Origin of the sequence: Streptomyces sp. NPDC088745, assembly GCF_044751045.1 — a bacterium.
GTDB classification, from domain to species: domain Bacteria; phylum Actinomycetota; class Actinomycetes; order Streptomycetales; family Streptomycetaceae; genus Streptomyces; species Streptomyces cremeus.
The window spans coordinates 152,685-177,555 of sequence record NZ_JBIVLB010000002.1 but is presented as its reverse complement, the minus strand read 5'-3'; the positions used below and the strand labels follow the sequence as shown (position 1 = coordinate 177,555).

Sequence of the window (24,871 nt, the reverse complement as noted above, 5' to 3'; positions counted from 1 at the left end):
ACGGGTGGATCAGGAATTCCTCGCGCTGGAGCGGGAGCTGGCGCTCTTCCTGCGCCGGGCGCGGGCCTCGTCGGGGGACATGGCCCGGGAGGTCCACCCCGAGCTGGAACCCGCGGCGTACGGGCTGCTCGTACGGCTGGACGAGGCGGACCGGCAGCGGGCGACGGAGCTGGCGGCGTGGTTCGGAGTCGGGAAGGCGACGATGAGCCGGCAACTGCGGGCCCTGGAGGAGCTGGGGCTGGTGGTCCGCGAGCCCGACCCCGCGGACGGACGGGCCTCGCTGATCCTGCTCACGCCCGAGGGCCGGGAGCGGTTCCGGCGGGTGCGGGACGCGCGGCGGGCGAGTTACGTCCAGAAACTGGCCTCGTGGGACCGGCGGGAGGTGGCGGAGCTGGCGCGGCTGCTGCACCAGCTCAACACGCGGGCGGGGGAGTAGGGCGGGGGCCGCTGTTCCGCCGGGGCCGCCGCTCCCGGCCCCCGGGTTCTAGAGCTCGGCGAAGGCGACGGTCGCGTCGTCGTGGCGTTTGCCGCGGGCCGGCGCCGCCGAGGAGAGCTCCCGTTCCCGTACGCGTGCGATCAGCGCGTCCGCGCCCTCCTTGCGGAGCACGGACAGGCAGTCCGCCCAGGACCCCGCCCCGAACAGGTCCACCCAGCGGGACGCCCCGTCCGTCAGCGCCGCGAGCGAACGCACCGAGTCCCTGGGCGAGGAGCCCGTCACCGCCCTGGCCGCCACCGAGGGGTCCGCCGCCGCTGTGAAGAAGCCGCCCTCCGCGTTGCGGTACGCGTCCGTCGCCACGTGGGAGCGCAGCGCCTCGCGCGGGACGCGGTCCAGACGGTCGTCCAGCACCGCCCGGACCTCCCCGGCCGGGGACTCCAGGAGCAGCACCGAGTCGGAGAGGACCAGGTGCTCCACCCGGTCCGCCCCCCAACGCACCACGACCACCGTCGCCTGAGGCGTCCGCACGTGAGAAAGGTCACAGGTGGCGCGGTGGGCGTCCGCCGTGCGGGCGATGGCCCCGGCGAGGACGTCACACAGGGGCAATTCCGGGCGGGAACCGGACAATTCGATCAGGGAGCCGCCCAGTCGCGCGGTGAACCACGGCACCGAGTGCACGCAACCCGTTTCGCTCGGTGGCGGCGTCACCCCGTCCAGGACGACGACCACCCCGCTGCCGCCCGCCGCTCCGCCCGCTCCGCCCGCAGGCAGCGCCACGGATGCCCAGTCCTCGTTGGGGCGTTCGGGGGCGCCGGCGGCGGTGGAGAGATCGATGCGCATGGCGGCCAGTCTGCCGGACGGCGCCGGGCCGCCGTCCGTGGGTCCGAAATGGCCCATACCAGCCGGGCGCCCTGTGGCAATTGGGCCGGAATGATCCATTCCGGGAAGCTGTGGGGGCGCATCCTGCCAAAGCCCGCACCGAACTTCCAACCGGCGCACGGGAGTGCCGCCTGACGGACCGTGACCGGAGTTGTTTGCCAACTCCCGAGTGTTGTTCACTCGTTCGGGTGGCGGGGTGGATGTTGCACGCCTCCCTCCCCGGGGCGCTGGAAGGGTCGAAGGCTCCCACCGGGGTGGAAGGTGCTCGGTCCGTGCGTACCGGAGGTACCAGTCGTCACCTCGGCCAGCTGGGCGATGAAACTGGGCGGACGAAAGCAAGGATGCGAGCACCGGTGCAGAACAGGCGGCCTCGGGGCGGCAGCAGGAGCGGGACCGGGAAGAGCCGGACGAACCCTGCCGGGGACACGGGCGCGCCCGGTTCGCCGGAGTACGGCTCCCCGCAGTCCGGTCCCGTCGGCCCCGGCTCCGGTGCCGACGCCGGGCCCGCCCCCGTCGGCAAGAAGGGCCGGGCCAAGCGGGTCCGCAACCGCCTGGTCGCCTCCGTCGCCGCCGTCGGGGTCCTCGTCCTCGCGGCCGGGGCCCCGTCCCTGCTCACCGCCTCCGACGAGCTGACCAGTACCCAGCGCCTCCTCGACCTCGCCGAGCTCAACAAGCAGACCGTCGCCCTCGCCCACTCCCTGGCCGACGAGCGCGACGACGTCACCGCCCGCAAGGCCGCCCGGGGCGCGAAGAGCCGCGACAAGGCCGGCGCGGCCGGTGCGAACACCTCCCGCGTCGACCGCCAAGTCGCCGAGATCACCGCGCTGGGCGCGGCCGGCACCGAGCTCCCCGCGAGCCTGCGCGCCGCCCTCGGCAAGGTCTCCGGCCTGCGGGCGGACGCCGCGGACCCCGCGGTGGCGCCGCTCGCGCTGCACCGCTCCTACACCGCCGCCCTCGACGAGCTGCGCTCCCTCGCCCGCGACCTGGCACGCCGGACCCCGCCCCGCGCGGGCGGCTCCGGCACCGCCCCGGCCGCCCTGGGCAACGCCGTCGAGCAGGCCGCCGCCACCCGCGGTCTCCTCCTCGCCGCCCTCTCCGTGCCGCGCGGTGAGGGCGCCGGCACGGTGGACCCCGTCACCGGGCTCCCGGTGCGGGCGGAGAGCAGTGACGCCAAGCGGACGCGCGACGGGCTCTCCGCCGCCGCCCAGCAGGCCCGCCACCGCGAGCAGGCCGCCCTCGCCGACTTCGCGCTGGCCGCGCCCGCCGAGGACCGCGACTCGGTGTCCGCCACCGTCACCGGGCCCGAGGTCACCGCCGCCGAGCGCTACCTCAAGGCCCTCACCGACGAGCCCACCTTCTCCGCCGCCGACCGCAGGCTCGGCGCCGAGCAGGTCGGGGCCGCGCTCACGGCCCGTGTCGACCGGATGCGCGGCGCCGAGGCGGCCCTGGCCTCCGCGCAGGCCGGGAACCTCGCCGCCCTGCGCGACGACGACGTCAGCGCCATGGAGTGGCGGGTCGGACTGCTCGCCGCCCTCTTCCTGCTGGCCGTCGGCGTCTCCACCGCCGTCGCCCGCACCCTCACCCAGCCCCTCGCGGTGCTGCGGCTCGGCGCGGCCCGGCTGGCCGGCGACCCCCGGTCCGAGGAGCCGGTGCGCTACACCGGCCGCAACGACGAGTTCGCCCAGGCCGTCCGGTCCCTCAACACCCTGCACGGCAAGTACGTGGAGCTGGCCGCCCGCACCGAGGAACTCGCGGGCGACCGCGGCCACCTGATCGGCCAGCGCGAGTCCCTCGACGCCCAGCGCCGCACCCTCGCCGTGGAGAACAGCCGGCTCGCCGCCGAACAGGCCGAGCTGCTGGCCCGGGCCCAGGACACCACCGCACGCCTGGACGAGCTGCGCTCCACCGTCCACTCCTCGTTCGTCAAGCTCTCGCTGCGCACGCTCGGCATCGTCGAACGCCAGCTCGCCGTGATCGAGACCCTGGAGGAGCGCGAGCAGGACCCCGACCGCCTCGCCACCCTCTTCAAGCTCGACCACATGGCGACCGTGATACGCCGCCACGGCGAGAACCTCCTGGTCCTCGCGGGCACCGACCACGGCGTCGCCCACACCGGGCCCGTGCCGCTCGTGGACGTGCTGCGCGCCGCGATCAGCGAGATCGAGCGGTACGAGCGGGTCACCCTCCAGGCCCTGCCGCCGCACGCCCAGGTCGCCGGGTACGTCGCCGACGACCTCAGCCACCTCCTCGCCGAACTCCTGGAGAACGGCACCTCGTTCTCGCCGCCCGCCGCCCACGTCAAGCTCTCCGGCTGGCTGCTGGAGAGCGGCGAGGTCATGCTCTCCGTGCAGGACGAGGGCATCGGCATGACGCCCGAGCGCCTCGCCGACCTCAACGACCGCCTCGCCGACCCGGCGACGTACACCCCGCACGACGACAGCGACGGCCTCGGCCTCCAGGTCGCCGCCCTGCTCGCGGCCCGGCACGGCGTCCGCATCGAGGTCCGCGCGCAGGACCGGGGCGGCGTCACCGCCGTCGTCGTCCTGCCCAGGGCGCTCCTCCCGGCGGGACCGCCCGCCGTGCCGGCCGGGACCGAGACCCCGCACGCGCTGCCGGGTTCCGTCGCCGAGGCCAACTCCAACGTCCTGCCCGGCCGGGACGCCGGGCGCGCCCCGGACCAGGACCCGCTGATAGCCGTCGCGGAGAAGGCCGTCCAGGACGCGCAGGCCGAGCCCGAGGAGCGCGAGCCCGAAGAGGCGGAAGCCGCGGAGCCCGAGGCCGCGGAGCCCGAGCCCGAGTCCGAGCCCGCGGAGCCCGAGCCGCAGGCCGTCGGGGAAACCCCCGAGCAGGACCAGCCCACCCGTGAGTTCCGCCTGCCCGGCCCCGCCCCGGAGCCCGGGCCGCAGTCACAGCCGCGTTCCGAGGCGGAGCCCGCCCCGTCGCCCCTGACCGCCAAGGGCCTCCCCAAGCGCACCCCCAAGTTCGTCAAGCCGACGACCCCCGCCGCGCCCCCGCGCGCCGGCGGCGTCGACGCCGAGGCCCTGCGCCGTCGCCTGGGCGGATTCCAGCGCGGCGCGCTCAGCGGCCGGCGCGACGTCGAGGCGGAGATCGCCAACAGTGATAACAACGGGACGCAAGGGGTAGGCGGGGCACCCGGGGAACCCCACGCCCGGTCCGCGACCGACCACCGGACCACCGGGCACGACCAGACCGACACCGAGGGGGACACCGTCGAGGAGGCACGCAGTTGACCGCGCCGATCACATACGGGCTGAGCACCGAAGCCCGTAATCTGCACTGGCTGTTGAGCAATCTGGTCGAGGAGGTGCCCGGCCTCGTCTCGGTCGCCGTCGTGTCCTCCGACGGACTGCTCCTGCTGTCCTCGGACCCCGACCACATGCTCCCGGACACCACGCCGCGCCTGGTCAGCCCCAAGGGCTCCACCGCGGACCTCGCCACCATCGTCTCCGGCCTGGGCTCCCTCACCGTCGGGGCGGCCGGCCTGATGGAGGGCGGCGGCGTCAAGCAGACGATGGTCGCCATGGAGTACGGCAGCCTGTTCGTGATGTCGATCAGCGACGGCTCGCTGCTCGGCGTGCACGCGGCGCCCGACTGCGACATGGGCGTCGTCGCGTACCACATGGCGCTCTTCGTGGGCCGTGCCGGACACGTCCTGACCCCCGAACTCCGCAGCGAGCTGCGCCAGTCGCTGGAGAGTGCCGACCGATGAGCAAACCCGCAGCGCCCGCGCACCGGCTTCCGATACGCGGCGAGGGCCGCCGTCCCGCGCGCGTGCGCCCGTACTCCCTGACCGGGGGCCGGACGCGCTTCACGCACGCGCTCCTGGTGGAGACCTTCGTGGCGGCCCTCGAAGCACCCCCGCAGAGGCCGGAGCTGCTGGGACGCCGCTCGACGGGCCGGGTCGGCCCCGAGATGCAGGCGATCGTGGAGCTCTGCCGCCGGATGCGGACCGTCGCGGAGATCGCCGCCCTGCTGAAGATGCCGCTGGGTGTGGTCCGGGTCCTGCTCAGCGACCTGGCCGACCAGGGAAAGATCCGCGTGTACGGAACCGGCCACGGAGCCGGACGCCCCGATCGCGCACTGCTGGAAAGGGTCCTGGATGGGCTCCGTCGCCTCTGAGGCACCAATCGTCACCGAGCAGCCCGCTGCCGAACCCGCCGTGCCCGCGTGGCAGTTGGACCGCACCCGGGCCCCCACCGCCGTGAAGGTCGTGGTCGCGGGCGGCTTCGGCGTGGGCAAGACCACCTTCGTCGGCTCGGTCTCCGAGATCACCCCCCTGAAGACCGAGGCGGTCATGACGACCGCGAGCGAGGACACCGACGACCTGTCCGGCACCCCGGACAAGACGACCACCACGGTCGCCATGGACTTCGGCCGCGTCACCCTCGACGACGACCTCGTCCTGTACGTGTTCGGCACGCCCGGCCAGCAGCGGTTCTGGTTCATGTGGGACGACCTGGCGCGCGGCGCGATCGGCGCCGTCGTGCTCGCCGACACCCGCCGCCTCACCGACTGCTTCCCCGCGCTCGACTACTTCGAGAGCTGCGGCCTTCCCTACCTCGTGGCCGTCAACCACTTCGAGGGCACCGACCGCTACGCGAGTGAGGACGTCCGGGAGGCGCTCAGCGTGCCCCCGCACGTGCCCGTCCTGGTGATGGACGCCCGCAGCCGGGTCTCGGTCGTGGAGACCCTCCTCGGCCTGGTCGGCCACGCCCTCGACGCCACCCCCGCCTAATTCCAGCTTCTTCTTGAGAGAGCCACCCACCCCATGCGGAAGATCCTCATAGTCGGCGCCGGCCAGTCCGGTCTCCAACTCGCCCTCGGCCTCCAGGCGAAGGGCTACGAAGTCACCCTGATGTCGAACCGGACCTCCGACGAGATCCGCTCCGGCAAGGTCATGTCGACGCAGTGCATGTTCCACACCGCCCTGACGCACGAGCGCGACCTCCGGCTCAACTTCTGGGAGTCCCAGGCCCCCCGCATCGAGGGCCTCGGCGTCTCCGTCGCCGCCCCCGACGGTTCCCCGAGCTCTCAGCTGCGTTCGAGCAGGGGATACCCCACCCGGGCCGTCGACTGGGTGGGCAAGCTCGACGGATACGCCCAGTCCGTCGACCAGCGCGTGAAGATGGCCGGCTGGATGGACACCTTCGCCCAGCGCGGCGGGCAGCTCGTCATCCACGGCGCCGCCGTCTCCGACCTGGACTTCTTCTCCCGTACGTACGACCTGGTCCTGGTGGCTGCGGGCAAGGGCGAACTGGTCCAGCTCTTCGGCCGCGACGCCTCCCGCTCCCCGTACGACGCCCCGCAGCGCGCGCTGGCCGTCGCCTACGTGCACGGCCTGGGCCCGCGCCCCGAGCACCCCGAGTTCGACGCGGTGCGCTGCAACCTGGTCCCCGGCGTCGGCGAGCTCTTCGTCATGCCGACCCTGACCGTCTCGGGCCGCGCCGACATCCTCTTCTGGGAGGGCGTCCCCGGCGGCCCGGTCGACGCCTTCAAGGGCGTCAAGGACCCGGCCGACCACCTCTCCCTCACCCTGGAGCTGATGGAGAAGTTCCTGCCCTGGGAGTACGCCCGCGCCACCAAGGTCGAGCTGACCGACGCCAACGGCACCCTCGCCGGCCGCTACGCGCCCACCGTCCGCCACCCGGTCGGCCGCCTCCCCGGCGGCGGCGCGGTCCTGGGCGTCGCGGACGTCGTCGTCGCCAACGACCCGATCACCGGCCAGGGCTCCAACTCGGCGTCCAAGTGCGCCGCCGCCTACCTCGACTCGATCGTCGCCCACGGCGAGGCGGAGTTCGACGAGACCTGGATGCAGCAGACCTTCGACCGCTACTGGGACACCGCCCAGCACGTCACCAAGTGGACCAACGCCATGCTGGGCGTCCCGCCGGAGCACGTCCTGAACCTCATCGGCGCGGCCGGACAGCTCCAGCCCGTCGCCGACCGCTTCGCCAACGGCTTCAACGACCCGTCCGACTTCGAGAACTTCTTCTACGAGCCGGAGAAGACGAACGCGTATCTGGCGTCGGTCTCCGGCTGAGCATTCACGGGGCGCGCTTCACCGTGCGTCCGGTGCGTGCGCCGCCGAGTACCCGGCGTCCGATTCGTTTCCCTCCACCGTGTGTCCCGCCGGCAGGTCCGGCGGGGTGTAGGAGGGGAGGGAGGCGAGCGCCGGGTCGGGGCGGACCGCCCCCAGGACCGGGTTCGAGGCGATCGGCGACACCTTCACGTGCGCACCGGGCCGCGGGGCCTGTACGACCTGCCCGTTGCCGAGGTAGATCGCCACATGGGTGGCCTTCGGGAAGTAGACCACCAGGTCGCCGGGGCGCAGCGCGGACAGCGGGACGCGCGGCAGGTGCTTCCACTGGTCCTGGCTGGTGCGCGGGATGGTCCGCCCCGCCGCCGCCCACGCCTGCTGGGTGAGCCCGGAGCAGTCGAAGGAGGCCGGCCCCTCCGCGCCCCACACGTACGGCTTCCCGAGCTGCCGGACGGCGTAGTCGAGCGCCCGGGCCCCCTCCCGCGAGGGGGTGCGCGAGGCCCGCACCCCGCCGGGGCCGAGGGCCCCGGACCCGATGAGGGCCCGCTGGGCCCGTTCGGTCGTACGGTTCTCCAGCGCGGCCAGCGAGGCGAGGTCGTCGGCGGTGAGGTCCGCGAGGAGGGCCTCGACCTGCTTGAGCCGGGCCCGCACGGTGTCCCGCTCCTTCTTCTGCCGCGCGGCCAGGGTCTGCTGGGCGTCCAGCGCGGCCCGTGCCCTCGTGGCCAGGTCGTCGGCGCGCTTCTCGTCGCTCTGCAGCCGCGCCACCTTCACCGCCCGGGACGCCGCCGCCCTGCGCAGGGCGTGCCCCCGCATGAGCGCGTGCTCGGGGTCGGAGGAGGTCAGGAGGTGGACGAAGGAGGAGTACGCGTGGTCGCCGCGCCCCTTGTACTGCTCCCGGGCGAGCATCCCGGCGGCCCGCCTGCCGTCGGCCAGACCGGCCCGTACCGTACCCAACTCCTTCGTCACGCGGGCCAGTTCCGCCTTCCGGAGTCCGAGCTTCTCCTCCGTGGCGTTGAAGGCCTCGGACGCCTCCTCGGCCTGCCGGTAGAGCCGCTGGAGGTCGGTGAGGAGCTGCCCGACACCCCCGGGGTCGCCGGGTGCGGCCAGGGCGCTCCCGGTCGTCGCCAGTACCGTCGTCGCCACTGCCAGTGCCACCGCGGTCGCGATCCTCGACACACCATCACCTCCGGTACGCAGCCGGGAGGTCGACCCGGCTCCAGGCGATGGTGCGCCGTCTCACCCCGGTCGACCCGGCGGGTGGGCCCCGCGGCGCAGCGCGGTCACTCGTACCGGGCGAAGTCCGGCCGCCGTCGGCGTGGCGGCTGGACGCGCCGGACGTGCCCGGCGTACCGGACGCGCCGGACTCAGGGCGCGGGCTTGGTCCACGGCCACTTCGGCGACCAGGGGGCGCGCCCCTCGGGGACGTACACGTACTTCCAGCCCCGCTGGAGGCCGAGCCGCTTGCCGTACCCGGCGGCCTGCCGCTCGTACGCGTGCACCGTGGGCGGGCCGTCCTCGGACGGCACCGGCACCTCGTACCACTTGGGCGGGTTGCCGGTGGGGCCGGTCAGGACGTCGAGGGCCTGCCCGTCCAGGGGGCCGCCGACGAAGGGGGTCTTCTCGCTTCTCACCCCACCAGTGTCACAGCAGGTGGACGGCTCCGGAGAGCACCGGTGCCACCCGGCGGGCCAGCACCCCGGCCGCCCCGTCGGAGGACTCCAGGGCGAGGGCCGCACGGGTGACGTCCGCGGTCTGGGGGTCGGTGGCGGCGGTGACGGCGAGCAGGGCGACGAAGTGGTCGACCATCCAGTCCCGCAGCTCGGGCAGCGGCGGCTGCTTGCCCTCGTCGAGCCAGATCAGCGAGGCGGCCTCGACGGCGGAGATCCAGGTGCGCACCGTCATCCGCAGCCGGGGGCCCGCGGTGTCGGTGACGCCCAGGTGCAGCAGGATCTGCTCGGCGGCCTCGCGGCGCACCCCGTCGACGGTGGCGGAGGTGCGGGAGGTCTCGACGACGCTGCCGCCCTGCAGGAGGGCGCTGAACCCGGTGTCGTGGGTGTCCACGAAGCCCAGGTAGCGGTCGAGGGCGCTGGCCAGGCGGCGGGTGAGCGGGCCGGTCTGCGGTTCGGCGAAGCACAGTTTGAGCTCGTCGGCCGCCGAGCCGAGCGCCACCTCGTACAACTGGACCTTCCCGCCGGGGAAGTAGCGGTAGACCAGCGGCCGCGACACCCCGGCGGCCTCGGCCACGTCGTCGAGGGAGACGTCCTCGGGGGCGCGGTGGGCGAACAGGGACAGTGCCGCGTCGATGAGCTGGAGACGGCGCTGTTCGACGCTGAGGCGGCGGTAGGCGGGGCTGGACGCGGCGGTGGTCATGCCGGGAAGCGTAATCGGCCGCCCGCGGGCCGCGGGCGGATTCCTCAGCCGTCCCGGTCGCCCGCCGGCAGTCCCAGGCCGCAGGCGCCGGTTTCGGAGACGCCGTCCGGGCCGGTCAGCCGCACGGTGGCCAGGCCCGCCCGGTCCCGGCTGTAGGCGGCCGTGCAGATCAACTGGCGCAGTGCCGTCCCGTCGAGCCCGGCGGGCGAGAAGGGGAGCGTCAGCGCGATCTCGTCGGAGGTGGCGCTCTCACGGAGTTCGACGCGGCCGGCGGTCCGGGGCAGGGCCGTGCCGAGGCCGGCCGCCCGCTCGGCCTTCGACGGGCCGCCGAGCAGCGCGGACATCACCCGCTCCGTCGACGCGGGACGGGATCTGAAGCCGTTGTCGGCGTCCGCGTGCGTCCCCAGGGGGCGGGCCGCGGGAGCCAGCGCGCCGTGCGGCAGCCGGAAGAACAGCAGCGCGTCGACGCTCGCGTCGGAGAGGTAGTCCACGGTGGCCGGTCCGCCCGCCTCGATGACGTCGGTCTCCCGGATGCCGCACCCGGTGAGCACCAGGGCGGCCAGCGGCCCCGCGGCCCGGGCCCAGCGGCGTCCGCGTCCGTGGCTCATGCCGGGTCCCCCTCCGTGAACAGCGGTATCTCCACGGTGAAGACGGCGCCCCCCTCCGGCCGGTTGCCCGCGCGGATCTTTCCGCCGTGCAGCCGGACGTTCTCCACGGCGATCGCCAGCCCCAGCCCGCTGCCCGCCGAACGGGTCCGGGCGGCGTCCGCCTTGTAGAAGCGGTCGAAGATGTGCGGCAGCACGTCCGCGTCGATGCCGGGACCGCTGTCGGCAACCTCGGTGACCAGCACCGGCGTCCCGTCGGAGCCCGTCTCGCTGCGCAGCCGTACGGTGACGGGCGCGGCGCCGTGCCGCAGCGCGTTGCCGACGAGGTTGGCGACGACGACGTCGAAGCGGCGCGGGTCGAGCCGCACCCGGATGCCCGCGGGCAGTTCGGCGTGGATCCGGGCGTCCGTCCAGTGCCGGTTGGCCAGCGACTTGCGGACGGCCTCGGCCGCGTCGAGTTCGTCGGTGTTCAGCTCGGCGGCGCGCGCGTCGAAGCGGGAGATCTCGATCAGGTCCTCCACCAGGACGGCGAGCTTCCCGGTCTCGGCGCTGATCAGCCGCACCGCCCTGGCGGTGTCGCTGTCCAGGTGGTCGGCGTCCTCGTCGAGGACCTCGGTCACCGCGAGCATTCCGGCGAGCGGGGTGCGCAGCTCGTGCGAGACGTCGGAGGCGAATCTGCGGGCGCGGGCCTCGGCCCGGCGCAGTTCCCGCACCGAGTGCTCCAGGTTGGCGGCGGATTCGTTGAAGGTGTGGGCGAGGTCGGCCAGTTCGTCCCTGCCGCGCACCTCGATACGGGTGTCGAGCTTGCCGCTGCCCATGCCGAGGGCGCCCCGGTGCAGCTCGCGCACCGGGCGCAGCACGCTGCGGGCGGCCAGCAGTCCGGGCAGCAGGGCGACGGCCAGGCCCGGCAGGGCGCCGTCGCGGGCGGCGGCCAGGAGGGCCTCCACGTTGATCTGCTCGTCGCTCATCCGCATCACCGCGTACACGACCAGTCCGGTGGGCAGTGCCCGCTCCGGGCCGGTCCTGAAGACGGTCGGCATGGCGATGGTCAGGTACGGCACCCCGTCCTTGACGACCCGTTCGAAGCTGCCGCGCGGGTTGGCGAGGGCGGCCCGGCGCAGCCCGGGGGTGATGACGCCGGAGACGGGGCTGGTGCCGGAGGAGGCGCGGAGCGTGCCGTACTCGGCGAAGACGATCCAGGGACGCGGCTTGCCCCGGCGGGCGATGTCGCGCAGGTTCGACTCCAGGTTCCCGGCCTGGGTCGGGACGTAGAAGCCGCTCAGCGTGACCTGCTCGCGGAACGAGGCGACGGCCGTGTCCTGCGCGGTCTTCAGCAGGGCGGTCCGCGCCTCCCGGTAGGTCAGGGCGGCCGTGGTCCCCGCACTCACGGCCGCGACCAGCAGGAACGCCAGTACCAGCCGGGTGCGCAGGCCGAACGCCCGCACCCGGCGGGCGGGTTCCCCGCGGCGGCGCACCCGGGGTCTGCCGCTCACAGCGGCCCGAAGCGGTAGCCGAAACCGCGCAGGGTCTGGACGTAACGGGGTGCGCCGCTGTCGTCCTCGATCTTGTGGCGCAGGCGGCGCACGCACGCGTCGACCAGGCGCGCGTCGGCGTGGTAGCTGTGCTCCCAGACGTGCTCCAGGAGTTGCTGGCGGCTGAAGACCTGGTCGGGGGCGGCCGTCAGGTGCAGCAGGAGCTTCAGCTCGGAGGGGGCCAGCGCGATCCGCTGCCCGGCCTTGGTGACGGTCAGCCCGGCCCGGTCGACGGTGAGGTCGCCGTGGGTCTCGACGGCCGGCCGGTCGGTGACGTTGACCTCGATGCGGCGCAGGACGGCCCGGATGCGGGCCTCGATCACGTCCGGGCGGGCGGGCTTGACGATGTAGTCGTCGGCCCCGGCCTCCAGGCCCACGATCATGTCGAAGTCGTCGCCGCGCGCGGTGAGCATGATGATGGGCAGCTGGCTGTCCTGGCGGACCCGGCGGCAGACCTGGACGCCGTTCATGCCGGGCAGCATCAGGTCGAGCAGCAGCAGGTCGGGGCGGAAGTCGGCCAGCGCGGCGAGCCCGGCCTCCCCGGTGGCGGCCGACCGTACGTCGTGGCCGCGGCGGCGCAGGCCGAGTTCGACGCCCTCCCGCACGGCGGGGTCGTCCTCGATGAGCAGTACGCGGGGCATCGGCGGGTTCTCCGTGTTCTCGGGGTTCTCCGGGTTCTCCGGGTTCTCAGGGTTCTCCGGGGCGTCAGCGCCGGGTGCGGCGGCGGCGCGGAACCGCCCGACGGCGTGCACCGGCCAGCAGGGAGTCGAGCTCGGTCAGCCGCAACGGCCTGGCCAGCAGCGCGAAGACGAGCACGACGACGGCGGCGCCGGCGGCGCTCGCGACCGCGGCGCCCGCCGGGCCCGCCCGGACCGTCGTGAGGTACGCCAGCGCGGTGGCGGGCACGGCGGCGGCCAGCAGCCGCGCGCACGCCCCGGCGGCAGTCGAGCGCCACGCCCCGGCCGTGCCGAGGCGACGGCTCAGTACCAGCCCCGTCACCAGCCAGCCCACGAACAGGGCGAGGGAGTACGCCGCCGCCATCCCGGTGACCGCCCAGCGGGCGGGCAGCACCTGGGACGCGGTGAAGGACAGACTCGCGTTGAGGACCACGATCACCAGGTTGAGCAGGAACGGCGTCCGGGTGTCGCCGAGCGCGTAGAAGGTCCGCGACAGCACGTACTGCCCCGACATGGCGAGGAGTCCGGGCGCGAACGCCATCAGGATCGCGGCCATGGCGGCGGTGTCGTCCGCGCTCGTCCTGCCGTGGCCGTAGACCAGCGACATGATCGGCTGCGCGAGGGCGAACAGCGCGCAGGCCGCCGGGACGACGACGGCAAAGGAGGACCGCAGCGCGTGCGAGACGTCCCGCCGCAGCGCCGCGTGGTCCCGGTCGGCGGCCGCCGCGCTCATCCGCGGCATCAGCGCGGTCAGCAGGGAGACCGTCACGATGCCGTGCGGGACGACCCACAGGACGTAGGCGTTGTTGTACGCGCCGTACCCCGGGCCGCCTTCGAGGCCCGCGGTGGTGGCGAGCCGGGTGGTGACCCAGAACGCGGCCTGGTTGGCCAGGACGAGCAGCACCAGCCAGCCCGCCGCGCGCAGCGGGCGGGTCAGCCCGCTGCCCCGCCAGTCGAACCGGGGCCGCCAGCGGAACCGGGCGGCGCGCAGCGCGGGCAGCAGCGCGAGGGCCTGGACGGCGATCCCGGCGGTGGTGCCCCAGCCCAGCAGCGCGGTCCCGGACGGGGTGAGGGTGCCGGAGCCGTCCAGCGACAGGCCCAGGAACAGGCCGAACACCCCGATGACGACGACGTTGTTCAGGACCGGCGCCCACATCATCGCGCCGAACCGGCCGCGCGCGTTGAGCACCTGCCCCAGCAGCGTGAAGACGCCCAGGAAGAAGATCTGCGGCAGGCAGTAGCGGGCGAAGGCGGTCGTCATCGTCGCCTGCTCGCCGGTGTAGTCGGTGTAGACGCCGATGATCGCGGGCGCCGCCCACACCCCGCCCGCGGTGATCACCAGCAGGGCCAGGACGCAGAGCGTGATGAGCCGGTCGGTGTACGCGGCCCCGCCGTCGGCGTGCTCCTTCGCGGCCCTGACCAGCTCCGGCACGAAGACGGCGTTCAGCGCGCCGCCGAGCAGCAGCATGTAGACGATGGTGGGCAGCGCGTTGCCGACCGCGTAGCCGTCGGGGACGGCCCCGATGGTGCCGATCGCGGCGGCGATCACGGCGGACCGCACGAAGCCGGTGGCCCGGGACACCAGGGAGCCCGCCGCCATCACGGCGCTGCTGCGGGCGGTGGACGCCGGCGCGGGGGAGCGCGGCCCGGGGGCGGCGGGCCCGGCGGGCGCGGGCCGGCGGCCGGCCTGTGCGGCGGCGGCCTCCGGGGCGGCCTCGGGGGGAAGCGCCTGGTGCGCGGAGGTGCTCACCGGCGGTTCAGGTACGCCTGGAAGGCGCGGTGCAGCGTCCGGTTGGTCGTGCCGCCCAAGGCCTTCTCCCATTCCCCCAACGCCTCGACGACCTGTCCTCCGGTGCCGAGCTTCCACCGCAGGAGGCCGTACGAACGTTCGCCTGGGTCGAGAGTGGAGGGTACCCCGCGCATGTCGTACACGTCGGCGCCGGTCGCGTGGGCGTCCAGCAGCAGGTGCCACTGGAGGGCGTTGGACGGGCGCACCTCGCGGCGGTGGTCGGCGGAGGCGCCGGTCTGGTACCAGGTCCTGCGTCCTGCGGTGATCAGCGTGTGCGCGGCGAGGATCTCCCCCCGGTGCCGGGCCAGGTACAGCTTCATCCGGCCCGGCTCCTCGGCGTTGAGCGCCGCGAACTGCCGCTCGTAGTACGAGGCGGGCCGGCCCAGCCGGAACCCGTCCCGTTCCTCGGTGACGCGCAGCAGGCGGTGGAACTCGGGCAGTTCGGCCGCGCTGCCCACCACCACCTCCACGCCCTCCTTGCGGGCCCGCCGCACGTTGCGCCGCCACTCCTGGTTGAGCCCGGCCCACAGGTCCTCGGTGCTGCGTCCGGCGAGCGGCACCCGGAAGACGTGCCGCGGCTGGGCGTCCCCGTCGCCGCCCCGGGAGTCGTCGCCGCAGCGCTGCCAGCCCCGGGCGCGCAACCGTTCGCCCACCGCCGCGCCGAGCGGATCGACCTCGCTGGCCAGCACGTCGCCGAGGCGCCGGCCAGGGCCGGCGGCCGACTTCAGCAGGGCGGCGTCCCAGCGCCGGTAGGCGGGGGAGGGCCCGATGCGCACGGCGAACGCGCCGGCGGTGCGCAGGTGCTCCAGCAGGGGGTCGAGCCAGCGGTCGACGTCCGGGTCCGCCCAGTCGACGACCGGCCCTTCCGGGAGGTACGCGAAGTACTTGCGCGTGCCGGGCAGTTGCCGCAGCAGCACCAGCGCCACCCCGGTCAGCCGCCCCGCCTCCGGACCGGGCCCCCACCCGAGCAGCAGGGAACGCCAGCCGTCCTTGACGTCCGCCCAGGACGGGCACTGGAGGAACGACGCCCCGAGGGCGCTGCCACCCCGGGAGGCGAGGAAGGCCCGGTAGGCCCCGGCGGTGACCGGCCCCAGGACGAGCGCGTCCCCGCCCGGGGACCCCTGGCGGGGAGCCTCCGGGGCGGACGACGAGGACGAGGGCGGAACGAGCAGCGCTGTCACGGTCTTGGCCTCTCCATCTCCCCGGCCCGGCGCGGGGTCTTCCCCCGGGTCCGGCGCGGCGGGGCTTCTCCCCGGGCTCTCCGCGGGGTCGCCGCAGATGCTCACAGCCGGCCATGACCGCTCCGTACGGCGAATGTGACCGGACCATGACCGTTCCTCACCAGTCGCCGTCACATGGCTCCGACGCCGCTGACCTGCCCTTGTGCGGTCCTAGAGTCACAACTCGGGCGGCCTTCGGCGTACTTGCCGACTTCCGCGCCCGCCCTTACCGCCCCGGAGGTCCCGTTGCCCCGCACCCGCGTCCGCGCCCACCACCCGATACGCACCGTCCTCGCCGCAGCCCTGCTCGTACCGCTGTCGGCCGCCTGCACCTCGGACCCCGCACCGGCCCCGGCGGCGGCCGGCACGGGCGAGGGCGCTCCCGCGAAGAACGCCGAAGGACCCGTCACGGTGCAGGTCACCCCCACCGGCAAGCAGGTCCTGGCGGGGCAGCCGGTGCACGTCACCGCGTCCGGCGGCCGCCTCACCTCGGTGACGGTGACCGACGCCAGGGGAGGCGGCCTCCCGGGCAGGGCCGCCCCCGACGGCCGCACCTGGACCTCGTCCCGCAAGGCCGCCCCGGGCACGGCGTACGCGGTGACGGCCGAGACCCGCACCCGGGGCGGCACCGCCACCACCAACCGCTCCTTCTTCACCACGGCCCCCGCCGCCAAGGTCAACAAGGTCGACTGGCGGCCGGGCGCCGGCACCACCGTCGGCGTCGCCCAGCCCGTCTCCCTGGTCTTCGACCACCCGGTCAGGAACCGCGCCGAGGTCGAGAAGCAGTTGAAGATCACCACCTCGAACCCCACCGAGGGCTCCTGGGGCTGGCTGCGGGACTACGCGGGCAACGACCGCGTCGACTGGCGGCCCAAGGACTACTGGAAACCGGGCACCCGGGTCACGGTGACCGCCGAACTGAACGGCACCGCCTCCTCCGAGGACCGCTGGTTCGTCCGCGACTACACCACCTCCTTCACCATCGGCCCCCGGCAGATCGTGAAGGTCGACCTCGACGCCCACCACCTGACCCTGCTGCGCGACGGCGCGACGGTCCGCCGCATCCCCGTCTCCGGCGGCACCCCCGGCGGCGACAAACGCTCCTGGCGGGGGACGGCCGTCCTGATGGCGAAGGAGGGCACGATCAACATGAACTCCGAGACAGTGGGCCTCGGGAACGCCTACGACAAGGACGTCGCCTACTCGATGCGCCTGACCTGGTCGGGCATGTACGCCCACGCCGCGCCCTGGAACACCCGCTTCTTCGGCAACTCCAACCAGAGCTCCGGCTGCATCGGCATGAGCGACGCCGACGCGTCCTGGTTCTACGCCCAGGTCCGCCCGGGCGACCCCTTCGAGATCACCGGCAAGGACACCAAGGGCACGGTCGCCCCGAACAACGGCTTCGGCCAGTGGAATCTGTCCTGGCCCGACTGGCGGAGCAGGAGCGCCCTGCGCTGAGCGGGGACGGGGCCCGGCCCGCCGGGCTCAGCCGCCGCACCCGCACCCGCCGCAGCCGCCACCGCAGCCGCCGCAGGAGGTGGAGCTGTGCTTGTCGCGGTCGTCGTCCTGACCGGGCTGCCAGGCCGCGGTGCCCAGGACCGCGCCGCCCGCGGCCCAACTCGCCGCGCGGGGCGCGCCGTCGGGGTACAGGGCGCGCCTCCTGCGGAGCCTCTTGACGACGGCGTTCACGGCCAGCACGAGCACTGCCGCGAGCACTGCGATCCAGATCCCCGACACCGGCCTCACCGTCCCTCTGGCCCCGCCGCGAGGGGGCCGCACCCCGACGGTCCCAGAGGGTGAGGGGGCGCGTCCAGGGCACGGCACGCCCCGGCCCCGCCCCCTGTGCGGAACCTCAGCGCGCCAGCAGTCCCGAGCTCACCCACAGCCGGCGCCCCGCGCCCCGCAGCACGCCGATGTCGTCCAGGAAGTCGGTCAGCCGGCGCGCCCCGTTCTGCATGACCTCGGTGCGGTGCCCGCTCGCCTTCACCTGGGCGATCGCCTCGCGCCGGTCGAGGCCCACGTTCTCGTACACCTGCGGATTGATGAAGCAGGTGGCGAAGACCCGCGCCGCCTCGCCGCAGCTCAGCCGGGTGAACTCCTGCTCCCAGCGCGGGGCGGTCACCATCTGGCGGCGCAACTCCTCGCGGGCGTACCGGACATGGCGGGCCTCCTCGATGACGTGGATGCGGGTCACGCCCCGCACCAGGGTCTGGATGCGCTCGTCCGGGAAGGTCAGGCGCTGCATCCAGTCGAGGATCTCCTCGCCGAGGAGGGTGGCCGCGAACGAACCGGGGGTGGTGGAGACGGTCTTCAGGACGCGCGCGAGGTTGTGGTAGACCCGCGGGATCGGGTAGCTCGGGGCCCCGCCCTTCTGGATCATCTTCGCGAACATCATCGAGTGCCGGCACTCGTCCGCGATCTCGGTGAGGGCGTACCGCACGTGATTGCTGGTCACGGGCTTGTCGTAGATGTGGCGCACCAGCAGCTGCATCAGGATGATCTCGAACCAGATGCCGAGCGAGGCGATGGCGGCGGCCTCGTGCCGGGCCAGCTCCATCCGCTGCTCCTCGCCCATCTTCTTCCACAGCGGGGTGTCGTACAGGGACACCAGCTCGGGGGGCCAGTACCACTTGCCCTCGTCGGCGGGGGCGTCCCAGTCGAGTTCCGTGTCCGGGTCGAAGGAGTGCCTGGCCGACGATTCGAGCAGCCGCTCGGCGACCTGCTCGCGGTCCTTGAGCCACCCGAGCGCGTCGCGCAGTGCGGTGAAGTCCGTCTCGGTGGGCTCGGTGTTCCTTGCCGGGGCGGTCGTCATGGTCGGAGCACCTCGTGGTTGGGGTTACCGGGGGTCACCCCTTATGAGACTCCTTGTCAGCAAGGGCGTCAATCCCCTCGGCGGCACTTGTTCGTCCCGTACCGGCAGGCTTGTTGACCGTGCGTCCACCCGCGTGTGAGCCTGCGACGTGAGCGATCGCACAGCTCTGTCGGAGATGCGAAGGGGCCGTCCATGTCGACGCACGAGCTCTACACCAACCCCCCGGCCGAGCCGCTCTGGCAGGTGCCGGCCACCGGCGCGGCCCGTTTCTCCTGGGCGTACGACGAGGGCCGCGAACGCCTCCTCGCCCTCTACCAGAAGGGCAAGGACAAGCAGTGGGACGGTGCCACCCGCATCGACTGGTCGCTGGAGGTCGACCCGATGGACCCCCTCGGCACCCCCGACGAGGCCCTCAACCTCTACGGCACCCGCCACTGGGACCGGATGACCGACAAGGACAAGGGCGACCTGCGCCGCCACTACACGGCCTGGCAGTTCAGCCAGTTCCTGCACGGCGAGCAGGGCGCGATGGTCTGCGCCGCCCGCATCGTGGAGTCCGTGCCCGACCTGGACGCGAAGTTCTACTCCGCCACCCAGACCATGGACGAGGCCCGCCACGCCGAGATCTACTCCCGCTTCCTGCACGAGAAGATCGGCATGCTCTACCCCGTCAACGACAGCCTCCAGGGCCTCCTCGGCGACACCCTGCGCGACTCCCGCTGGGACATGCCCTACCTCGGCATGCAGGTCCTCATCGAAGGGCTCGCCCTCGCCGCCTTCGGCATGATCCGCGACACCACGAACAAGCCCCTGCCCAAGCAGATCCTCGCGTACGTCATGCAGGACGAGGCCCGGCACGTCGCCTTCGGGCGGATGGCCCTGCGCGACTACTACAAGCAGCTCTCCGACGCCGAACGCAAGGAGCGCGAGGAGTTCGTCATCGAGGGCTGCTACCTGATGCGCGACCGCCTGCGCGGCGTCGAGGTCCTGGAGAACTTCGGCATCCCCCGCCGGGAGGCCCACGAACTCACCGAACAGTCCGAGTTCCTGCACCTCTTCCGCAAGCTGCTCTTCTCCCGCATCGTCCCGTGCGTCAAGGACATCGGCCTGTGGGGCGAGCGCCTCCAGAAGGCGTACGTCGACATGGGCGTCTTCGAACTCGGCGACTCCAACCTCGATCTCCTGATGACCCAGGACGAGGAGATCGCCGAACAACTGGACCGCGAACGCTTCGCGGCGGAGGAGGCGGAACGGGTGGCGGAGGTCGGGGACGCGATCGCGGACGGCGCGTCCCAGTAGCCCCGGCACGGCCACCGGGACCGGGGAGGCGAACCCCGTTCCGGCCCGGGAGGCGCACCCCGCCCAGGCCCGGGAGGCGCACCCTTTCCCGGCCCGGGAGGCGCGCCCCGGTCAGACCCGCGAGGTGAACTCCGTGATGAGCCCGGCGACCGCCCTCGGCTCCTCCAGCGTCATCGCGTGCGTGGCGTCGATCCCCCGCACGGTGACGGTGTCCGGCCGGTCCGCGGTCAGATCGGCGAGGGCCCGGGTCAGCTCCACCCGGTACCCGGCGAGGAAGTCGTCGAACCACTCCATCCCGGGCGGGGCCGCCGGGTCCGACCGCTCGGCGCGCACCAGCAGCAGCGGGCACGCCGCCCTGCGGAACAGGGCGAAGAGGTCGAGCGCGTCCAGCGCGTCGAACATCGCGAGGGCGGTGTCCCGCAGCGGCAGCGTCTGCCACCCTCCGTCCGGCAGCTCCCGGGCCGCGGCCCGCGCCGAACGCTCGGCCACCCCGGGATCGATCCCCAGCCCGGCCGCGTAGGCCGCCTGCTGGTCGAGGTGGGCGGGGTTGACGGCGCCCGCCCCGGCCCGCACCACCGCACCGATCCGCGCCCGGGCCTCGGCGTCGCCCGAGGCCCCCCACCAGAACCCGTCGAGGTTGACGGCCGCCCGGACGCCGGGACGGGTCGCGGCGAGGTGCGCGGCGAGCATGCCGCCGAGCGAGTGCCCGACGGGCAGGGCGTCGTGGGCGGCCAGGAGGTCCTCCAGCGCCTCGGCGGTCTCCTCGAAGGACCAGCCGCCGGAGGCGGGCGGGTCGGAGAGCCCGTGCCCGGGCAGGTCGACGGCGAGGACGCGGTGGTGGGGGAGGAGGTGCGGGGCGACGGAGTCCCAGTCGGCGTGCGAGCGCCCGGCGCCGTGCAGCAGGAGGAGGGCGGGCCCTTCGCCGCCGTGGTCGCGGACGTGCAGGTGGTTGCGGTTCATGGGCTCAACAGTAGGGACCTGTGCGCCCGTTGAGGATCATCCGCCCGGACGACGGAACCGGCCCGCTCCCCGGACGACAATGGAGGGGACGGTTCGCGGCCCGTACCACGATGTCCCCCCGGCCCGCCCGCACCCGGCCCGGCGCCCGCCGTGCCCGCCGCCCCCGGCACAGCCGGAATCCCCCACGGCCGGCTCGGCCTCTCCGTCCCCCTCCCCGACCGGCGTCGACCCGACCGCGGTCAACCGCCGCCGCTGACCCGGGGCGGCGGCGGCCCCGGCTCCACCCCCGCCGCCACCCCCGCCAGCACCCCCTCCGCACCGAAGTCCGCCACCAACTGCAACCCCACCGGGCAGCCGTCCTCCGTGAACCCCGCCGGAACACTCATCGCCGGATGCCCGCTCACGTTGAACGCCCACGTCAGCGCGGTGGAGAAACGTCCGCCCGGCCCCTCGTGCCCGTGCGGGCGGAAGGGGGTGGCCGGAGTCGCCAGCACCCGCACCCCGGAGAAGAGTTCGGCCAGCCGCGCCGCGTTCTCCCGCGCCACCGCTCCCGGCGCGCCACCGCCCCGTATCGCCGACCACTCCTCCTTCGGGTCCAGGAGGGCGAAGTCCGCGCGGTCCTCCAGCGGGAACAGCCGCTCCGCCGCCCGCCGCGCGATCCCCACCACCTCCGCGTCCAGCTCCGGGCCGGCCGCGAACCCCAGGTCCGCCGACCACACCGCCCGCGCCGGCAGGGCGTCCGCAGGGGCGTACCCCTCCACCACGCACCCCAGGTACGCCTGGAGCTCCGCCGCCGACCTGCCCAGCACCCCCGCCGTCGCCAGCCCCGTACGGTCCGGCGACGGCAGCAGGCCCCGGGTCGTCCGCAGCCCGAACACCCCGCACCACGCCGCCGGAATCCGCACCGACCCCGCCCCGTCGCTCCCCGTGGCCAGCGGCACCATCCCCGCCGCGACCGCCACCGCCGACCCCGCCGAGGAACCCCCGGGCGTGAGGTCGGGGCGGTACGGATTCAGGGTCCGGCCCCGCGCCCCCAGCCCCCAGGTCTGCCAGTACGTCCCCGGGCCCGGCACCGACGTCGCCCCGACCGGCACCGCGCCCGCCGCGATCAGCCGGCGCGCCGCGTACGACCGCAGCCCCGCGCGGCCCTTCACGGCGAACGGCATCCCGTACAAGGGGAGTCCGGCGCCGCCCGCCTCGGGGGCGGCGTCCTCCCACACCTCCAGGAACGCGCACAGGCGCGGGTCCGCCTCCGCGATCCGCGCCAACGACCGGCCCACATCCATGCCGGTCAGTCTCCCAGCACCGCCGCCATCACCGCCCGCGCGATCGGCGCCGCCAGCCCGCCGCCCGTGACGTCCCCGCGCCGCGCCGCCGCGTCCTCCACCACCACGGCCACCGCCACCCCCGGCACTCCCGTCCCGTCCTTCTGCGCCCAGGAGATGAACCAGGCGTACGGCACACCGGAGTTGCCCACCCCGTGCTGCGCCGTGCCCGTCTTGCCGCCGACCGTCACGCCCGGGATGGCCGCGTTGCCGCCCGTGCCGCTCTCGACGACGTCGACCATCATCCGCTGGAGCTGCAACGCCGTCGCCGGATTCATCGCCTGCTGGTAGGAGCGGGTCGCCGTCTGCGAGACCACGCCGCCGCCGCGGGTCGTCGTGGCGTCCACCAGGCGCGGCCGGTTCAGGTCGCCGCCGTTCGCCACCGCCGCCGCGACCATCGCCATCTGCAGGGGCGTCGCCCGTGTGTCGAACTGCCCGATGGAGGACAGCGCGAGCTGGTCGTCGCTCATCCGCCTGTCGAAGTTGCTCGCCACGACCGGCGAGGGAATCCGGATGCCGCAGTCGTTGAAACCGAACCGCTCCACCGTGTCCAGCATCGACTTCAGTCCCGTCTTCACCCCCAGGTTCGCCAGCACCGAGTTGCACGACACCCGGATCGCGTGCGCCAGCGAAGCCCGCTCGCAGCCCTTCGCCTCGTTGGGCAGCGAGGTGCGCGTGCCGGGCAGGAGGTACGGGTCCGGGGTGTCCGTCGGCGCGTCCGCGTCGAGCACCGTCCCCGCGTCGAGCGCCGCCGCCGCGGTCACGATCTTGAAGGTGGAGCCCGGCGGGTACGTCTGCCGGATCGCCCGGTTCAGCATCGGCTGACTCCTGGAGGCGTTCAGCCGTGCCCAGGCGTCAGTGACCGCCCGGCCCGTCCCCGACAGCAGTCCCGGATCGTACGAAGGGCTGCTGACCAGTGCGAGAACCCGCCCGGTCGCGGGCTCGAGGGCGGCGACCGCGCCGCGCCGGCCGCCCAGTCCCTCGTACGCGGCCCGCTGGGCGGCGGCCCGGATCGTGGTCACCACGTTCCCGCCGGGCCGCTGCCCCCGGGTCAGCCCGGTGAGGAGGGGAAACGGGGCGAGCAGCGGATCGGTGCCGGAGAGGACGCCGTCCTCGGCGGCCTCCACGAAGGCCGTCCCGTACGTCTGCGAGGCGTACCCGGTGACCGGTGCGTACAACGGGCCCTGCGCGTAGGTGCGTTCCCAGCGCAACTGCTCGCCGGTGTCCTTGGAGCCGGTGACGGACTTGCCGTCGACCAGGATGTTCCCGCGCCGCTGCTCGTAACGCTCGATGTTCTTGCGGCGGTTGGCCGGGTTTTCGTCGAGCGCGCCGGCCTGGAAGACCTGCACGCGGGCCGCGTTGAGCAGGAGGGCTACCAGCAGGACCAGGCAGCACCCGGCGGCCCGGCGGATGTAACGGATCACCGCGGCCGTCCCTTCTCCAACTTCTCCTGTACGTCACTGAGTTGGACGAGCTCTCGCTCCACCACCGCGGCGATCTGGCCGGTGTCGGCGGCGGTCGGGCGCGGGCTGCGGGCCGAGTCGCTGACCCGGATCAGCAGCGCCACGATGATCCAGTTGGTGACCACCGACGAACCGCCCTGGGCCAGGAACGGCATCGCCATGCCGGTCAGTGGGATCAACCCCGTCACTCCGCCCGCGATGACGAAGACCTGCAACGCGACGATCGAGGCCAGCCCGATGGCGAGCAGCCGCCCGAACGGATCGCGCAGGGCGAGGCCCGCCCGGTAGCCCCGGGCGACGAGCAGCGCGTACAGGAGGAAGATCGCGGTCAGACCGGCCAGGCCGAGTTCCTCGCCCGCCGTGGCGAGGATGAAGTCGGACTTCGCGGCGAACCCGATGAGGATCGAGTGGCCGAGCCCGAGACCGGTGCCGAGCATCCCGCCCGCCGCGAACGCGAAGAGCGACTGCGCGAGTTGGCCGGGGCCGTGGCCCGCCTCGACGGAGGCGAAGGGATGCAGCCAGTCGGCGACCCGGCCGTGCACGTGCGGTTCGACGGAGCCCACCGCGTACGCGCCCACGGCCGCCAGCAGCAGCCCCACCGCGATCCAGCCGGTCCGGCCGGTGGCGACGTACAGCATGATCACGAAGAGGCCGAAGAAGAGGAGCGAGGTGCCCAGGTCCCGTTCCAGGACCAGGACGCCCACGCTCAGCAGCCAGATGGCGACGATGGGGCCGAGCACCCGGCCGGTCGGCAGTTGGAGGCGCTTGAAGAGGAAGGTGCGGCCGGTGTACGCGAGGGCGTTGCGGTTGGCGGCCAGGTAGGCGGCGAAGAAGACGGCGAGCAGGATCTTGGCGAACTCGCCGGGCTGGAAGGACAGCCCGGCGAACCGGATCCAGATCTTCGCCCCGTTGATCGCGGGGAAGAAGATCGGGACCGCCATCAGGACCAGGGCCGCGGCGCACGAGAGGTACGCGTACCGCGACAGCACCCGGTGGTCGCGCAGCAGCACCACGACCGCGATGAACAGCCCCACCCCCAGCGTCGACCAGGTCAACTGGGTGAACGCCGCCTGGTCGTCGGGGGTTTCCAGGTCGAGCCGGTAGATGAGGACCAGCCCGACGCCGTTGAGGAGGACGGCGATGGGCAGGAACAGGGGGTCGGCGTACGGCGCGCGCACACGCACCGCGAAGTGCGCGACCAGGGCGAGGACGCCGAGGCCCGCGCCGTGCCTCAGGGCGTCGGGCGGGGCGGAGCCGGTCCTGCCCAGGCCGGTCGCGCAGTAGCCGAGCACCGCGATCAGGACGGCTCCGACGAGGAGGCAGAGCTCGACGCCGCGCCGCTTGGGGAGGCGGGGCTGGAGCGAGGGAGCGTCGGTCACCCCGGAAACGTAACAAGTGACTGTGCTGAATGTCCGTATATGTCATCGAGGGGGCGGGGCGTCA

General features: G+C 73.8%; 23 protein-coding genes. 8 read left to right on the top strand and 15 right to left on the bottom strand.

What is annotated here, in order from left to right:
- Positions 1-4 precede the first annotated feature (4 nt).
- Complete coding sequence (locus tag ACIP93_RS05395) at positions 5-436, top strand: MarR family transcriptional regulator (RefSeq protein WP_345228445.1); 432 nt, start codon at positions 5-7, stop codon at positions 434-436.
- 48 nt (positions 437-484) lie between these two features.
- On the opposite strand, the gene ACIP93_RS05390 is transcribed toward ACIP93_RS05395, so the two are convergent.
- Positions 485-1,276 carry a hypothetical protein gene (locus tag ACIP93_RS05390; protein ID WP_401755962.1) on the bottom strand — a complete coding sequence of 264 codons (792 nt, stop codon included), beginning with the start codon at positions 1,274-1,276 and terminating at the stop codon, positions 485-487.
- Between the two features lie 380 nt (positions 1,277-1,656).
- Between ACIP93_RS05390 and ACIP93_RS05385 the strand changes: the two genes are divergently transcribed.
- Genes ACIP93_RS05385 through ACIP93_RS05365 form a run of 5 tightly spaced genes read left to right on the top strand, consistent with a single transcriptional unit; the run spans position 1,657 to position 7,376 of the window.
- Positions 1,657-4,566 carry a nitrate- and nitrite sensing domain-containing protein gene (locus tag ACIP93_RS05385; RefSeq protein ID WP_401755959.1) on the top strand — a complete coding sequence of 970 codons (2,910 nt, stop codon included), beginning with the start codon at positions 1,657-1,659 and terminating at the stop codon, positions 4,564-4,566.
- Positions 4,563-5,045, top strand: a complete 483-nt coding sequence (locus ACIP93_RS05380) for a roadblock/LC7 domain-containing protein (protein ID WP_401755956.1) — start codon at positions 4,563-4,565, stop codon at positions 5,043-5,045. Before ACIP93_RS05385 ends, ACIP93_RS05380 begins: the two co-directional genes overlap by 4 nt.
- Positions 5,042-5,455 (top strand): DUF742 domain-containing protein, encoded by a 414-nt coding sequence (locus tag ACIP93_RS05375; protein ID WP_345228441.1) that lies wholly within the window; start codon positions 5,042-5,044, stop codon positions 5,453-5,455. Before ACIP93_RS05380 ends, ACIP93_RS05375 begins: the two co-directional genes overlap by 4 nt.
- Complete coding sequence (locus ACIP93_RS05370; RefSeq protein ID WP_345228440.1) at positions 5,436-6,071, top strand: ATP/GTP-binding protein; 636 nt, start codon at positions 5,436-5,438, stop codon at positions 6,069-6,071. Before ACIP93_RS05375 ends, ACIP93_RS05370 begins: the two co-directional genes overlap by 20 nt.
- Before the next feature lie 33 nt (positions 6,072-6,104).
- Positions 6,105-7,376 (top strand): styrene monooxygenase/indole monooxygenase family protein, encoded by a 1,272-nt coding sequence (locus tag ACIP93_RS05365; RefSeq protein WP_345228439.1) that lies wholly within the window; start codon positions 6,105-6,107, stop codon positions 7,374-7,376.
- Positions 7,377-7,394: 18 nt separating this feature from the next.
- Here the strand turns inward: ACIP93_RS05365 and ACIP93_RS05360 are convergent, their stop codons facing one another.
- The 8 genes from ACIP93_RS05360 to ACIP93_RS05325 all read right to left on the bottom strand — a co-directional run bounded on the left by ACIP93_RS05360 (position 7,395) and on the right by ACIP93_RS05325 (position 15,527).
- Positions 7,395-8,549, bottom strand: a complete 1,155-nt coding sequence (locus ACIP93_RS05360; protein WP_380837177.1) for an NlpC/P60 family protein — start codon at positions 8,547-8,549, stop codon at positions 7,395-7,397.
- Between the two features lie 188 nt (positions 8,550-8,737).
- The gene (locus ACIP93_RS05355) at positions 8,738-9,004 is read right to left on the bottom strand and encodes a hypothetical protein (protein ID WP_345228438.1); all 267 of its coding nucleotides are present in this window, start codon (positions 9,002-9,004) and stop codon (positions 8,738-8,740) included.
- Between the two features lie 10 nt (positions 9,005-9,014).
- Positions 9,015-9,743: a helix-turn-helix domain-containing protein gene (locus tag ACIP93_RS05350; RefSeq protein WP_345228437.1), complete on the bottom strand. Its 729-nt coding sequence runs from the start codon at positions 9,741-9,743 to the stop codon at positions 9,015-9,017.
- Positions 9,744-9,787: 44 nt separating this feature from the next.
- Positions 9,788-10,351 carry a hypothetical protein gene (locus tag ACIP93_RS05345; RefSeq protein WP_345228436.1) on the bottom strand — a complete coding sequence of 188 codons (564 nt, stop codon included), beginning with the start codon at positions 10,349-10,351 and terminating at the stop codon, positions 9,788-9,790.
- Positions 10,348-11,841 (bottom strand): HAMP domain-containing sensor histidine kinase, encoded by a 1,494-nt coding sequence (locus ACIP93_RS05340; RefSeq protein ID WP_345228435.1) that lies wholly within the window; start codon positions 11,839-11,841, stop codon positions 10,348-10,350. Before ACIP93_RS05340 ends, ACIP93_RS05345 begins: the two co-directional genes overlap by 4 nt.
- Positions 11,838-12,521: a response regulator transcription factor gene (locus tag ACIP93_RS05335; RefSeq protein WP_345229144.1), complete on the bottom strand. Its 684-nt coding sequence runs from the start codon at positions 12,519-12,521 to the stop codon at positions 11,838-11,840. Before ACIP93_RS05335 ends, ACIP93_RS05340 begins: the two co-directional genes overlap by 4 nt.
- Positions 12,522-12,585: 64 nt before the next feature.
- Positions 12,586-14,379 (bottom strand): murein biosynthesis integral membrane protein MurJ, encoded by a 1,794-nt coding sequence (gene murJ, locus ACIP93_RS05330; protein WP_401755948.1) that lies wholly within the window; start codon positions 14,377-14,379, stop codon positions 12,586-12,588.
- Complete coding sequence (locus ACIP93_RS05325; protein ID WP_401755945.1) at positions 14,304-15,527, bottom strand: lipid II:glycine glycyltransferase FemX; 1,224 nt, start codon at positions 15,525-15,527, stop codon at positions 14,304-14,306. The genes murJ and ACIP93_RS05325 overlap by 76 nt, the downstream gene beginning before the upstream one ends.
- Positions 15,528-15,812: 285 nt before the next feature.
- On the opposite strand from ACIP93_RS05325, the gene ACIP93_RS05320 reads away from it, so the two are divergent.
- Positions 15,813-17,027: an Ig-like domain-containing protein gene (locus ACIP93_RS05320; protein ID WP_401755942.1), complete on the top strand. Its 1,215-nt coding sequence runs from the start codon at positions 15,813-15,815 to the stop codon at positions 17,025-17,027.
- Between the two features lie 27 nt (positions 17,028-17,054).
- On the opposite strand, the gene ACIP93_RS05315 is transcribed toward ACIP93_RS05320, so the two are convergent.
- The gene (locus tag ACIP93_RS05315; protein ID WP_345228432.1) at positions 17,055-17,306 is read right to left on the bottom strand and encodes a hypothetical protein; all 252 of its coding nucleotides are present in this window, start codon (positions 17,304-17,306) and stop codon (positions 17,055-17,057) included.
- A 115-nt stretch (positions 17,307-17,421) separates the two neighbouring features.
- Positions 17,422-18,381 carry a diiron oxygenase gene (locus tag ACIP93_RS05310; RefSeq protein ID WP_345228431.1) on the bottom strand — a complete coding sequence of 320 codons (960 nt, stop codon included), beginning with the start codon at positions 18,379-18,381 and terminating at the stop codon, positions 17,422-17,424.
- A 192-nt stretch (positions 18,382-18,573) separates the two neighbouring features.
- Between ACIP93_RS05310 and ACIP93_RS05305 the strand changes: the two genes are divergently transcribed.
- Positions 18,574-19,680, top strand: a complete 1,107-nt coding sequence (locus tag ACIP93_RS05305; RefSeq protein ID WP_401755939.1) for a ferritin-like domain-containing protein — start codon at positions 18,574-18,576, stop codon at positions 19,678-19,680.
- Between the two features lie 111 nt (positions 19,681-19,791).
- On the opposite strand, the gene ACIP93_RS05300 is transcribed toward ACIP93_RS05305, so the two are convergent.
- The 4 genes from ACIP93_RS05300 to ACIP93_RS05285 all read right to left on the bottom strand — a co-directional run bounded on the left by ACIP93_RS05300 (position 19,792) and on the right by ACIP93_RS05285 (position 24,807).
- Entirely contained in the window at positions 19,792-20,640 is an 849-nt protein-coding gene (locus tag ACIP93_RS05300; protein WP_401755936.1) for an alpha/beta fold hydrolase, read from the bottom strand.
- A 239-nt stretch (positions 20,641-20,879) separates the two neighbouring features.
- Positions 20,880-21,926, bottom strand: a complete 1,047-nt coding sequence (locus tag ACIP93_RS05295) for an amidase (protein ID WP_345228428.1) — start codon at positions 21,924-21,926, stop codon at positions 20,880-20,882.
- Between the two features lie 5 nt (positions 21,927-21,931).
- A complete protein-coding gene (locus ACIP93_RS05290; protein WP_401755933.1) occupies positions 21,932-23,389 on the bottom strand; it encodes a penicillin-binding transpeptidase domain-containing protein in 1,458 nt (485 codons plus the stop codon).
- Entirely contained in the window at positions 23,386-24,807 is a 1,422-nt protein-coding gene (locus ACIP93_RS05285) for an FtsW/RodA/SpoVE family cell cycle protein (protein ID WP_401755931.1), read from the bottom strand. Before ACIP93_RS05285 ends, ACIP93_RS05290 begins: the two co-directional genes overlap by 4 nt.
- Positions 24,808-24,871: the final 64 nt, after the last annotated feature.